This window comes from Microbacterium sp. NPDC089189 (genome assembly GCF_040685095.1).
Taxonomy (GTDB): Bacteria; Actinomycetota; Actinomycetes; order Actinomycetales; family Microbacteriaceae; genus Microbacterium.
The window spans coordinates 1-12,524 of sequence record NZ_JBFBHG010000025.1; the positions used below are offsets into that span (position 1 = coordinate 1).

The following is a 12,524-nucleotide window of genomic DNA, read 5'->3' on the forward strand; positions in this document are numbered from 1 at the left end:
CGCGAGACAGCACTCCGGCGCCGAGACAGCGGGTTAAACCCACCGTCTCGGCGCGAAAGTGCTGTCTCGCGGGTCCGCCGGGTGTCCGGGATCGCGGGGCGGGTCGGGGGGCCCGGGATCGGGGGTGCGGACACCCGGCGGGGTCAGAACACGATGACGGGTTTCACCGTGCGGCCGTGATGCATGTCGTCGGCGGCCTGCTGGATGTCGTCGAGTGCGTAGCGGCGCTCCAGTTTCTCGAGCGGCAGCCCACCCGCGGCGTGCAGGGCCACGAGCTGCGGGATGAGGGTGCGCGGGTCCGCGTCTCCCATCGTGACCCCGCGCAGCACCTTGCCGGTGAGGATGCCCTGGATGTCGACCGGGATCTCGGTGCCCGGCGGCGGCGCACCGCACACGAGCACCGTGCCGCGTACGGCCGCCGCGTCGAGCGCCCCGCGCGCCACCTTCGGGCTGCCGGTCGTGTCGAAGGAGAGATCCACGCCGTGGCCGCCGGTGATCTCCGCGAGGCGGGCGCCGACGTCATCGGTCGCCGCGTTGATCGTGTGGGTCGCCCCCAGCTCCCGCGCCAGCGTGAGCCGGTCGTGGACGAGGTCGATCGCCACCAGCATCTGGGGGCCGCGTGCGGCGGCCGCGATGATGCCCGAGAGCCCGACCGCGCCCGTGCCGTAGACGGCCACGACGTCGTCGGCGCCGGGACGCAGGACGTTCCACATCGACCCGAAGCCCGTGAGGACGCCGCAGCCGAGCGGCGCCAGCACCCCGAGATCGGTCGCCGGGTCGACCCGGATGACCGACCTCTCGTCGGCCAGGGCGAACGTGCCGAACGAGGACTGTCCGAAGAAGTGCGCGGCGATGGGGTCGCCGTCGGTGCCGTGCACCGCGCCCGATCCGGGCTCGCGCAGATCGCCGAGCAGATTGCGCGGCAGCCAGGTGGCGCAGTAGGCCGGGTGCTCCGACCGGCACGAATCGCACGCGCCGCACGAGGTGAAGCTCAGCAGCACCTTGTCGCCGGCGGCGACGCCCGTGACACCGGGACCGGTCTTCTCCACCACCCCCGCGCCCTCGTGGCCGATGATACCGGGGGCGGGGAACGGGATGCCCCCGGCGATCACGCCGAGATCGGTGTGGCAGAGCCCCGACGCGACGAGGCGCACGAGCACCTCGCCCGCCCCGGGATCGTCGTAGGCGACGTCGCGGACGTGCAGGGCGCCGTGGTCGAGCACCGCGGCGCGACCGGCGGTCATCGCGTCGCCGCCGTGTCGAGGTTGAAGACGATCGAGTGCGACCGCTGGTACGAGGCCATCGCCTCGGGGCCGTTCTCGCGCCCCCATCCCGAGGCCTTCACGCCGCCGAACGGCACCGACGGATCCAGCAGCGCCCAGCCGTTCACCCAGGTGATGCCGGCCTGCAGCTGCGCGGCGACGCGGTGCGCCTTCGCGAGGTCAACGGTCTGGATGCCGGAGGCCAGGCCGTACCGGGTGGAGTTCGCCAGCGCGACGGCCTCGTCCTCGGTGTCGAACGGCTGCACCGTGAGCACCGGCCCGAACACCTCCTCGGCCACGATCTCGGCGTCGTTGGGCACGTCGGCGATGACGGTGGGGCGGTAGTAGAAGCCGCCGTCGAGATCGACGCGCTCGCCGCCGGTCACGATGCGGGCGCCGGCGGCGCGGGCGCGCTCGACCATCGCGGCGACCTTCTCGAGCTGGGTGGCGCTGGCGAGCGGGCCGATCACGGTGTCGGGGTCGGTCGGGTCGCCGAACGGCACGTGCGGCAGGGCGTCGGCGAGAATGCCGAGGACCACGTCGTACAGCGGGCGCTCGACGAGGAGGCGGGGTCCCGCCATGCAGAACTGCCCGGAGTTGAAGACGAAGGCCGAGATCACGGTGTGGACCGCGGTGTCGAGGTCGGCGTCGGCGAACAGGATGTTGGCGGCGTTGCCGCCGAGCTCCGCGGTGAACGGCGTGAGGGCGAGGCTCGCCACCGATGCGGCGTGCGCGCCGATCTCGGTGGATCCGGTGAAGGCGACCTTGTCGACGTCCGGGTGGCCGACGAGGTGGTCGCCGAGCACGGCGCCCGAGCCGGTGACCACGTTGAAGACGCCGTCCGGCACCCCCGCGTCCCGCAGGATCTCGGCCATCACGAGCGCCGAGAGGGGGGTGTCGCCCGCCGGCTTGTGGACGATCGTGTTGCCGGCGATGAGGGCGGGGGCGATCTTCGAGCTCGAGAGGATCAGTGGGAAGTTGAACGGCGTGATGGCGGCGACGACGCCGAGGGGTTCGCGCTTCACGTACGCGTGGGTGTTGCCGGTGGTCTCGCGCACCTCGCCGTCGAGGTGGTGGCCGAGGCTGGCGTAGAACTCGTACAGCTCGGCGGCGTTGTTGACGTCGACCACGCGGGCGAGGGTGATCGGCTTGCCCACGTCCGCGCTCTCGGCCTGGGCCAGGTCCTCGGTGCGCTCGCGCATGAGGTCGTACGCACGCTGCAGGATGCGGGCGCGCTCGCGGCTCGACAGCCCCGACCAGATGCCGGAGTCGAAGGCGCGTCGGGCGGCGGCGACGGCGGCGTCGACGTCGTCGGTGGTGGCGCGGGCGACGGTCGTGATGACCCGCCCGGTGGCGGGGCCGATGACGTCGGTGCGTCCGCCGTCGGACGCCTCGCGCCACTGGCCGTCGATGAACAGGCGACCGGCGGGCAGGCCGCCCTCGGTGGTCGTGGGGGCGGGGTCGGTGAGGGTCATGATCGCTCCTGGATGGGATCGGCGGACGGAAGGGATGAACGCAGGGGGGCGGCGATGCCGACGATGACGTCGACGAATCCGGCGGGGTCCTCCTGGAAGGGGGCGTGCCCGGTGGCGACGCGGATGACGTCGGCACCCGCGCGCGTGGCGAAGGACTCCTGCAGGCCGGGCGGGACGAGGACGTCGTTCTCGGTGAGCACGTACCAGCTCGGCGTCGTGCGCCAGGCGACCTCGGTGAGCGGGTCGGACAGCGCGGTGAGCGACTGCGGTCGGAACATGTCGGCCACCTGCTCGGCGGCGGCGCGCGGAGCACCCGGCGGCAGGTCGGCGGCCACGATCCCGATCCGCTCCTCGCGCGTCGCGCCGAGCAGGATCTGACCGTCCTCCCGGTGCCATCCCGGCGGGAACTCGCCGCCGAGGGCGCTCCGCACGCTCTGGCCCTCGTCGAGCGCGAAGGCGGCGACGTAGACGAGACCCACGACCGCGGGATGCGCACCCGCCTGGGTCACCGGAACGCCGCCGTAGGAGTGCCCCACCAGCAGGACGGGCGTCGATGCGCGGTCGAGCGCCTCGGTGACGGCGGCAGCATCCGCGGCCAGCGAGTCGGTCGATCCGGTCGAGGGCAGCTCGACGGTCTCGACGGTGAATCCGCGCCCCTCCAGCGCGGGGACGACGGGGGCGAACTCCCATCCGCCCACCCAGGCGCCGTGGACGAGGACGATGTGCAGTGCAGCGCTCATGGTGCGGGGCTTCCTTGATCCGCGGAGACGGCCGACGGTGGACGGCTCCGGTGACGACGATGTCCCCGCCAGTCTCGGACGCGCCGCCGGAGGGCGGTATCCGTAGGACTACGTAACCTCGCCTCAGCGGGCCGAGGCGACGGTCGCCTCGAACCACGCCGCGATCTGTGCGCGCGACCCGACGCCGAGCTTGGTGAGGATGCGCTGCACGTGGGTGTCGACGGTGCGCACCGAGAGCACCAGGCGTTCGGCGATCTCGCGGTTGCTGAGCCCCGCGTGGATGCCGGCGGCCACCTGCGATTCCCGGTCGCTGAGGATCGTGGGGCCGGTCGCCGACGCGGCGAACGACACCGCCTCGGCGGGCGAGAGCTGTTCGCCGGCGGCGACGGCCCGGTCGAACGCGCGGCCGCCGAGCGAGGAGCGCACGCGTGCGAGGCACCGGTCGTGGTGCGCCGTGAGGTGGGGGCCGAGGCGTGAGATGTCGGAGCCGACGCGCCGCCAGCGGCTGCGGGCGGCGCCCAGCAGCACGGCGGAGCGCTCGGTCGGCACGCGGGCGGCGTCGATCCAGCTCAGGATCTCGAGGGCGAGGCAGTCCCCGATCGGGTCGTCGATGCCGTCGTCCGCGGTCAGCGCGGATCGGCCGTAGGCCTCGGCCTCGTCCAGCGCACCGTCGCAGAACGCGGCCAGGGCGAGCGACCACATCGCGAGGGAGCGCATCCACATCTCACCGATGGCCTCGGCGTGACGGAGTGCCTCGTGCGCCGAGGCGCCGGCCCCGCGCTCGCCCAGATGGCAGCGCGCGGTCGTGAGCTGGAACTGCGCGAGCAGGGCCTCCTCCGGGCGACCGGCATCCGTGGCGAGGCGGATCGAGCGCGCGAAGTACCCCGTCGCGCGGTCGGGATCGCCCGAGAACAGCGCGTGCGAGCCCCGCCACCGGTTCACCTCGATCGAGAACAGCGCCGCGTCGTCGGCCGGCGTGCGCGGGGCGAGTCGCTCGGCCTCGGATAGCAGCGCGTCGGCCTCGTCGAGGTCGCCCTGCAGCAGGCACAGCCAGGCGGCCGTGAGCGATGCGCGCGTGCGCACCACCGGCGCTCCGCCGGGCAGGCTCAGCACGCGCGTCGCCCACGCGCGCCCCTCGGGGAGCAGGCCGCTCACGCCCCAGTGGTAGCGGAGGTTGGCGAACAGGTCGAGCGCGGCATCGGTGTCGACGGCTGTGGCGGTGGCGAGCGCGGCGTGCAGCTCCGCCCTGTCGGCGCGTTGTGCGGCGATGATTCGGCGCTGATGCGGGCCGTACCACTCGCGGTGGAAGCGGTCGGCGAGGCGCCGGTAGTGGTCGAGGTGCCGACGCTGCAGCGACGGCCACGTGCCGTTCTCCTCGGCGCGCTCCCGCCCGTACGCCCGGATGGTCTCGAGCATGCGGAATCGTCCGCTCTCGCGGTCGGCCTCGACGACGGACTGGGCGACGAGGTCGTCGAGGATGTCGACGACCTCCGTCTCGGGCGCATCGGCCACGGCGGCCGCGGCGGCCAGATCGAACCGGCCCCGGAACACGCTCATCGCCTCCCAGAGCGCTCGTTGCTCCGGGGTGCACAGCTCGTAGCTCCAGTCCACGACGGCGCGCAGCGTGCGCTGGCGGGCCACCGCGGAACGGGACGCGGCCCGCAGAAGCGTGAACCGGGACGAGAGCCTGCCGGTCAGCTCGGTCAGCGGGAGCGAGCGCAGTCGGGTCGCCGCCAGCTCGATCGCCAGCGGCAGGCCGTCGAGGGCGCGGCAGAGCTCGGCCGCGACGGGGCGCTCCTGCGGGGCGAGCTCGAACGACGCGTCCGCGGCGCGTGCTCGTGACAGCAGGAGTGCGACGGCGTCGGAGGGGGCCGTGGTCTCCTCGGCCAGCGAGAGCGGCGGGACGGCGAAGACCTGTTCGCCGTCCACATCCAGTCGGCGCCGGCTCGTGGCGACGATCGTGAGACCCGGCACCGCGTCCAGCAGCTCGTCCGCGAACGCGGACACGGCGTCGATCAGGTGCTCGCAGTTGTCGAAGACGACGATGGCGGGGGTGTCGGAGAGCAGGTCGACGAGGACGTCGAGGGGATCGCGCGACGACTGCTCCCCGAGCGGCAGCGCGCGCGCGACCGTCAGGGGGACCCGGCGCGCATCCTGCAGGGTGTCGAACGCGACGAACCACGTCAGCACGTCGTGGGTGCGCGCGTACTCGTTGACCGCGCGCAGGGCGAGGCGCGTCTTGCCGACCCCGCCGACGCCCGTGAGCGTCAGCAGCCGTGCCTCGCCCAGCAGTGCGCCGATCGTGGCGAGCTCGGCCCGGCGGCCGACGAACTCGCTGCGCGATTCGGTGAGCATCCAGACCCCTTCGTCCTGCCGTCGATTATGCATGCCCACGCATCCGGCGGGTGCGATTCGGTGATCTCACGCCCCGGGGGGACATCACACACGACGACCGGCGTGCCGCGACGATGCGTATTTCGGACAATCGGCCGCCGCGCGGCGGCCCGCCCTTGTCGGCGGGAGCGGCGGGTGGTAGTCCAGGGAGCATGCGGACCGACGCCGACGTCACCGCCGGATCGACGGTCCCCCCGGCCGTCGCGGTGCAGAACGCCTCGATGGAGGAGGCGATGGTGATCGGCGCGCAGGTCTTCCACCGCCACACGCTCCGGCCCCTCGCCGCCGATCGTCCACCGCGGCTCTCGCTGACCTCGTACCGCGCCGGCGCTGTCACGCTCGGACTGCTGCAGTACAGCGCCGGGGCGCGCGTCACCTCGGGCTCCGTGCCCGACGGCTACCAGATCAACATCCCGCTCAGCGGAGCGCTGCGCACCGGCCGCCCGGGCGCGGAGATGGTGGCGACCGGTCGGCGTGCGGCGCAGTACGGGCTGCATCCGCACGGCTTCGAGGGCTTCGAGACGCCCACACGGGTGCTCGGGATCAAGATCGACGCCGCCGCGCTCGAGGCCCGGCTCGAGGCCCTGCTGGGCCGGCGCCTCGGGGGAGCGCCCATCGAGTTCGCACTGGAGTTCCCGCTCACCACGCCCGCCGCGCGGGACTGGTTCGCCATCGTGCAGCTGCTCGCCCGCCGGCTGTGGAGTCCGCCGGGGCTGAGCTCCGACGCCGTCGTCGTCGACAGCCTGCACGATGCGCTGATGGCGGGACTCCTCGTCGCCTCCCCGCACGCCTTCCGCGACGAGCTGGCGCACCCGGCCGTGGCAGCCGGGCCCGGCTCCATCCGCCGAGCCGTCGCGCACATCGACTCGTCGCCGACGGTGGTGTCGATGACCGTGGCCGATCTGGCGGCCGCGGTGGGGGTCAGCGTGCGCGCGCTGCAGGTCGGGTTCCGTCGCACGCTCGACACGACGCCGCTCGCCTACCTCCGCGAGCGGCGACTGACCCTCGCGCGTCGCGAGCTCGAGAGCGCCGCCGGCGAGACCTCGGTCGCGCAGATCGCCGATCGGTGCGGGTTCGCGCACCACGGGCGTTTCGCCGCCGACTATCGGCGCCGTTTCGGCGAATCGCCCTCGGACACCCTGCGCCGCGGCTGACCGGGCGGGATATCCGTTTCGCGACGGCCTCGTTGCCGTGGTCCGGATGCGGGTCCATCGTCGAGACGACCCGTTCCCGGGCCGGCGGTGCCGAGACGGCGCCGCTGTTTCGCAGACTCGACGAGGAGTTCGCCATGACCGCATCCCCCGCACCCCGCCCCTCCGAGACGGCCAGAGTGCTGCCCCCCGATGTCTCCGCCGCGTCGTTCGACGCGGCGATCGCCGCTCTGGAGACCGCCCTCGGCGCCGAGTGGGTCGAGATCGACCCTGCCCGGGTCGCGCGCTACGACGACGAGTTCCCGGTGACCGGCGACCTCTCGTTCACCGCCAGCGCCGTGGTGTACCCCGGCTCGACCGACGATGTGCAGCGCATCGTGCGCATCGCCAACGAGCACCTCATCCCCCTGCACGCGATCTCGACGGGCAAGAACCTGGGCTACGGCGGCGCCGCGCCGCGCGTGGCGGGCAGCATCGTGGTGCACGTGGGCCGCCGGCTCAACCGCGTGCTCGAGCTCAACGAGAAGTACGCGTACGCGCTCATCGAGCCGGGCGTGACGTACTTCGAGCTCTACGCCGCCATCCAGGAGAAGGGCTACGACCTCTGGATCGACGGGCCCGACCTGTCGTGGGGCAGCATCGTCGGCAACACGCTCGACCGCGGGGTCGGCTACACCCCCTACGGCAACCACTCCGCCTGGAAATCGGGGATGGAGATCGTCCTGCCCGACGGCGACGTGCTGCGCACCGGGATGGGCGGCATGCCCGGCAGCAACACCTGGCAGCTGTTCGCGCCGAGCTTCGGTCCGCAGCCCGACAACCTCTTCGAGCAGTCCAACTTCGGGATCGTCACGAAGATGGGCGTGCAGCTGATGGGAGCCCCGCCCGCCGCCGAGACGTTCCAGATCACGTTCGAGCACGCCGAGGACCTCGGCGCGATCATCGACACGATGCTGCCGCTGCGCATCAACATGGCACCGCTGCAGAACGTGCCGGTGCTGCGCAACATCTTCCTCGACGCGGCGCAGGTGTCCGCGCGCGCCGACTGGCACGCGGATGACACCCCGATCCCCGACGAGGTGGTGGAGCGGATGAAGTCCGAGCTGGGTCTCGGGTACTGGAACATGTACGGCACCGTCTACGGTCCGCCGCCCGTGATCGAGCAGTACCTCGGGATGATCGAGGGCGCGTTCGGGGCGATCCCCGGATCCCGGTTCTCGACGACGAAGACCCGCCCGCACACGGAGGAGGATCGCGGGGCGCACACGCTCCACGATCGACACCGGATCAACACCGGCATTCCGACGATCGAGGAGGCGAACCTGCTCAACTGGCTGCCGGACGGGGCGCACATGGGCTTCTCGCCGATCTCCGCCCCGGACGGCGACGACGCGCTGCGCCAGTTCCGGATGGTGAAGGCCCGCGCCGACGCGGCGCGCAAGGACTATGCGGCGCAGTTCGTCGTGGGCCTGCGCGAGATGCATCACATCAGCCTGCTGCTGTACACGAAGACCGACGCCGCTCAGCGGGACGAGACGCTGCAGCTCGTGCACGACCTGATCGACGAGGCGGCCTCGTACGGGTACGGCGAGTACCGCGCGCACCACGCCTGGGCCGACCACGTCGCCGACACCTACTCGTGGAACGACAACGCGCAGCGCCGCTTCAACGAGCGGATCAAGGACGCGCTCGACCCCAACGGCATCCTGAATCCGGGCAAGGCCGGCATCTGGCCGGCGCGTCTGCGGGGCCGCGGCCTCTGACGGCGATCTTCGTGACGATCAACGGATGGGGGACGCCCGGCGCAAAGTAAACGGATTGGTGACGATCGTCACGAAAGTCTTGACATCGAGGTGCGGGTCGCGCACGATGGCGGAGTCAGCACATCGCGGTGCCGACGCGTACGGGCGCAGCATCGCCCGAGCGTGACGACGCCGTGGGGTGCCGACGTCCTGCTCACCCGTCATTGAGAGGCACTTCGATGAAGAAGACCCTTGCCGCACTCGCTCTCGCCGCCGCCGCGGCCCTCGTGCTGTCCGGTTGCACCGACTCCGCCGCCCCCACCGCTCCGACATCGGGCGACCCCGACGCCGGCGGAGAACTGCGCTCCGTCCGCGTCGCCGCCCTGCCCATCGCCGAGACCGGCGCGCTGTGGGCCGCCATCGACGCCGGCATCTTCGAAGAGCACGGCCTCGAGGTCGAGGTGGTGCCCGCTCAGGGCGGCGCCCAGGCCATCCCCGCCCTGCTCAGCGGCGACATCGATTTCGCGATCGGACAGCCCATGGGTCCGATCCGCGCGGCGCTGCAGGATCTCGGCGTCGTGATCTTCAGCAACTACGCCTCGAGCCTGGCCGAGGGCACCGATGTGAACTCCGTCGTCGCCCTCGAGGCCTCGGGCATCACGAGCGCCGCCGACCTGGCCGGCAAGCGCGTCTCGGTCAACAGCATCGGCGCCGCCGGTGACCTCACCATCCGCAAGGCCGTCGACGACGCGGGTGGCGACTCCTCGACGATCGAGTTCGTCGAGGTCGCGTTCCCCGACGTGCAGGCGCAGCTCGAGGCCGGCAACATCGACGCGGGCTGGGTGCCCGACCCCTTCCGCGGTCTCATCGTGAGCGCGGGCGGCGTCGACGTCGTCTCGCCCTACCAGGCCACGATCCCGGGTCTGACGGTGCTGACGAACTTCACCACGCAGGAGACCCTCGACAGCGATCCCGACCTCGTGGCCGACTACGCCGCCGCCATGGCCGAGGCGCTGCAGTACGCGACCGACAACGAGGACGCGGTGCGGCAGGCGATCGCCACGAACCTCGACATCCCCGAGGCCGCCGCGGCCGCCATCACGCTGCCGAACTTCACGCCCGACCTCGGCGACGCCGGCATCGAGACCCTGGCGGCGCTCGCCGTGGAGTACGCCTACATCGACGCGGAGCCCGACTTCGCCTCGCTGATCCAGCCGCAGTGACATGACGGAACGGATGCCGCGCGCTCGCGCCGCGGCATCCGTTCCGCCCCCGCCGCTTTCTCGGAAGGTCCTCCATGGCCACGGCTGACGCCCCCATGATCGTCGCGACCCCGTCGCGACCACGGCGCCGCGCGCACGCCGCCCGCACCGTTCGCAAGACCGCGCTCGGCGCCCTCGGGATCCTCGGCTTCCTCGCCACCTGGCAGATCGTCTCGGTGACCGGCGTCGTGAGCGCCCGCTCGCTGCCGTCCGCCCTCGACACGTTCGCGCAGTTGGGCACGATGGTCTCCGACCTCGAGTTCTGGCGCAACGTCGGGCGCACCATGACCGCCTGGGCCATCGGCCTCGCCCTGGCCACCGTCCTCGGCGTCGTGCTCGGCGGGGTCGTCGGCCTCGTGCCGGTGCTGCGCCGCGCGACCCATTCCACGGTCGAGTTCCTGCGCCCGATCCCCTCGGTCGCCCTCATCCCGCTCGCGATCCTGACCTACGGCATCCAGATGCAGGCCGCGCTCGTGATCATCGTCTACGCGAGCTTCTGGCAGGTGTTCGTGCAGGTGCTGTACGGCGTCGCCGACATCGACACGGTCGCCCGCGACACGGCGCGCAGCTACGGCCTGACCCGCGGCTCGCGGCTGCGCAACCTCGTGCTGCCCACCGCCCTGCCCTACCTCATGACGGGCCTGCGGCTCTCGGCGTCCGTCGCCCTCATCCTCGCCATCACCGCCGAGATGACGATCGGCAACCCCGGCCTCGGCCAGGTCATCTTCCAGGCCTACAACATCGGCAACATGACCACCGTCTACGCCATCGTCATCGTCACGGGCGTGCTCGGCGTGATCGTCAACCTCGTGTTCCGCTTCATCGAGCGCCGGTCGCTCGCCTGGCATCAGTCGGTCCGAGGGGAGGAAGTGCTGTGACCCTCTACACGAGCACCGTCCGGGTGCCGCGCGCGCGATCACGGGTCTGGGCGAAGATCGGCTCCCACACCGCCTACGCGATCGGTCTGCCGCTGATCCTCCTCGTCGCCTGGGCGATCTGGGGCACGCTCGCTCCCGCCAAGTTCTTCCCCGGCCCGCTCACGATCCTCGACGCCTTCGTGTCGACCTGGATCGGCCCGGTCTTCGTCAGCGACGTGCTGCCGAGCCTTGGCCGCCTCGTGCTCGCGATCGTGCTGTCGATCGTGGTGGGGGTGGCGGCGGGAACCGTCATCGGGCTCACCCGCTGGCTGCGCGAGCTCCTCGAGCCCATGCTCGAGTTCTTCCGGGCGGTTCCGCCGCCGGTGCTCATCCCGGTGTTCGTCGCGCTGCTCGGCGTCACCGACCAGATGAAGGTCATCGTCATCGTGTTCGGCTCGCTCTGGCCGGTGCTGCTCAACACGGTCGAGGGCGTGCGAGCGACCGACGCGATCATGACCGAGACGGCACGGTCGTTCTCGCTCACCCGGTCGCAGCGGTTGTTCTCGCTCGTGCTGCCCGCCGCGAGCCCCCGCATCATGGCGGGCGTGCGGCAGACCCTCTCGGTGGCCCTCATCATGATGGTCATCTCGGAGATGTTCTTCTCGTCATCCGGTCTGGGATTCCAGATCGCCTACTTCCAGCGCAACTACCTGATCGCCGAGATGTGGAGCGGCGTGGTGCTGCTGGGACTCATCGGTGTGCTGCTCGCCGTCGTCTTCGGCATCGTCGAGCGGCGCGTGCTGCGCTGGTACCACGGAATCAAGGAGGTCGAGCGTGCCTGACACGTTGTTGAAGGTGGAACGCCTGAAGAAGGTGTACGAGTCGTCCACGGGCGACGTCGAGGCGATCGGCGACATCGGCTTCACGATGCGCCGCGGCGAGCTCGTGTGCATCGTGGGACCGTCGGGATGCGGCAAGACCACGCTGCTCAAGTGCATCGCCGGACTCCTCAAGCCCACATCCGGCTCGGTCGAACTCGACGGCAAGCAGGTGACCGGTCCGCCGCCCAACATGGCGCTGGTCTTCCAGGAGTACGGCCGCAGCCTCTACCCGTGGCTGACCGTGCGCGGCAACGTCGAGCTGCCGCTCAAGCACAAGAACCTGTCGAAGGCGGAACGCACGCGCCTGATCGACGACGCGCTCACGGCGGTCGGGCTCGACCACGCGGCGGGCAGCTACCCCTGGCAGCTCTCGGGCGGCATGCAGCAGCGCGTGGCGATCGCCCGCGCCGTGGCCTACCAGCCCGAGGTGCTCATCATGGACGAGCCCTTCGCGGCCGTCGACGCGCAGACCCGCGCCGACCTCGAGGACCTCGTCCGCCGGCTGCACCTGGAGCGGGGGATGTCGATCCTGTTCGTCACGCACGACATCGACGAGTCGGTCTATCTCGGCGAACGCGTCGTCGTGCTCTCGAAGTCGCCGACCTGGGTGCAGGAGGATCTCGCGATCGACCTCGCGCCCGAGCGCGACCAGATCACGACGCGCGCGCTGCCGCGCTTCACCGAGCTGCGCACGCACGTCTACGAGCAGATTCAGCGCGCTAAACGCGGCGAGGCCGTGCGTCCCGTCGGATGATCGTCC

Annotated in this window: 10 protein-coding genes; 6 read left to right on the plus strand and 4 right to left on the minus strand. The window is 71.6% G+C overall.

The window, feature by feature from the left end; genetic code table 11:
- Nucleotides 1–143: 143 nt before the first annotated feature.
- From AB0N73_RS13450 to AB0N73_RS13465, 4 genes are all read right to left on the minus strand, one after another.
- Nucleotides 144–1,244, minus strand: coding sequence for an NAD(P)-dependent alcohol dehydrogenase (locus tag AB0N73_RS13450; RefSeq protein ID WP_363564286.1), 1,101 nt, complete (start codon nt 1,242–1,244; stop codon nt 144–146).
- Nucleotides 1,241–2,737, minus strand: a complete 1,497-nt coding sequence (locus AB0N73_RS13455; RefSeq protein ID WP_363564288.1) for an aldehyde dehydrogenase family protein — start codon at nt 2,735–2,737, stop codon at nt 1,241–1,243. The genes AB0N73_RS13450 and AB0N73_RS13455 overlap by 4 nt, the downstream gene beginning before the upstream one ends.
- Nucleotides 2,734–3,477 (minus strand): alpha/beta hydrolase, encoded by a 744-nt coding sequence (locus AB0N73_RS13460; protein ID WP_363564290.1) that lies wholly within the window; start codon nt 3,475–3,477, stop codon nt 2,734–2,736. The genes AB0N73_RS13455 and AB0N73_RS13460 overlap by 4 nt, the downstream gene beginning before the upstream one ends.
- A gap of 123 nt (nt 3,478–3,600) precedes the next feature.
- Nucleotides 3,601–5,832: a LuxR C-terminal-related transcriptional regulator gene (locus tag AB0N73_RS13465; protein WP_363564292.1), complete on the minus strand. Its 2,232-nt coding sequence runs from the start codon at nt 5,830–5,832 to the stop codon at nt 3,601–3,603.
- A 191-nt stretch (nt 5,833–6,023) separates the two neighbouring features.
- Here AB0N73_RS13465 and AB0N73_RS13470 point away from each other — a divergent pair, with 191 nt between their 5' ends.
- From AB0N73_RS13470 to AB0N73_RS13495, 6 genes are all read left to right on the plus strand, one after another.
- On the plus strand, nt 6,024–7,025 hold the full coding sequence (locus AB0N73_RS13470) for an AraC family transcriptional regulator (RefSeq protein WP_363564294.1): 1,002 nt from the start codon (nt 6,024–6,026) through the stop codon (nt 7,023–7,025).
- Nucleotides 7,026–7,159: 134 nt separating this feature from the next.
- Entirely contained in the window at nt 7,160–8,785 is a 1,626-nt protein-coding gene (locus AB0N73_RS13475) for an FAD-binding oxidoreductase (protein ID WP_363564296.1), read from the plus strand.
- Between the two features lie 218 nt (nt 8,786–9,003).
- Nucleotides 9,004–9,987 carry an ABC transporter substrate-binding protein gene (locus AB0N73_RS13480; RefSeq protein ID WP_363564298.1) on the plus strand — a complete coding sequence of 328 codons (984 nt, stop codon included), beginning with the start codon at nt 9,004–9,006 and terminating at the stop codon, nt 9,985–9,987.
- A 74-nt stretch (nt 9,988–10,061) separates the two neighbouring features.
- Nucleotides 10,062–10,904, plus strand: a complete 843-nt coding sequence (locus tag AB0N73_RS13485; protein WP_363564299.1) for an ABC transporter permease — start codon at nt 10,062–10,064, stop codon at nt 10,902–10,904.
- On the plus strand, nt 10,901–11,725 hold the full coding sequence (locus tag AB0N73_RS13490; protein WP_363564301.1) for an ABC transporter permease: 825 nt from the start codon (nt 10,901–10,903) through the stop codon (nt 11,723–11,725). Before AB0N73_RS13485 ends, AB0N73_RS13490 begins: the two co-directional genes overlap by 4 nt.
- Entirely contained in the window at nt 11,718–12,518 is an 801-nt protein-coding gene (locus AB0N73_RS13495; protein WP_363564303.1) for an ABC transporter ATP-binding protein, read from the plus strand. Before AB0N73_RS13490 ends, AB0N73_RS13495 begins: the two co-directional genes overlap by 8 nt.
- Nucleotides 12,519–12,524 lie beyond the last annotated feature (6 nt).

Bases quoted from the DNA above. Each gene is read 5' to 3' on its own strand.
- AB0N73_RS13455 (WP_363564288.1), bottom strand. From the start codon at position 2,737: ATGACCCTCACCGACCCCGCCCCCACGACCACCGAGGGCGGCCTGCCC.
- AB0N73_RS13450 (WP_363564286.1), bottom strand. From the start codon at position 1,244: ATGACCGCCGGTCGCGCCGCGGTGCTCGACCACGGCGCCCTGCACGTC.
- AB0N73_RS13485 (WP_363564299.1), top strand. From the start codon at position 10,062: ATGGCCACGGCTGACGCCCCCATGATCGTCGCGACCCCGTCGCGACCA.
- AB0N73_RS13460 (WP_363564290.1), bottom strand. From the start codon at position 3,477: ATGAGCGCTGCACTGCACATCGTCCTCGTCCACGGCGCCTGGGTGGGC.
- AB0N73_RS13475 (WP_363564296.1), top strand. From the start codon at position 7,160: ATGACCGCATCCCCCGCACCCCGCCCCTCCGAGACGGCCAGAGTGCTG.
- AB0N73_RS13470 (WP_363564294.1), top strand. From the start codon at position 6,024: ATGCGGACCGACGCCGACGTCACCGCCGGATCGACGGTCCCCCCGGCC.
- AB0N73_RS13465 (WP_363564292.1), bottom strand. From the start codon at position 5,832: ATGCTCACCGAATCGCGCAGCGAGTTCGTCGGCCGCCGGGCCGAGCTC.
- AB0N73_RS13480 (WP_363564298.1), top strand. From the start codon at position 9,004: ATGAAGAAGACCCTTGCCGCACTCGCTCTCGCCGCCGCCGCGGCCCTC.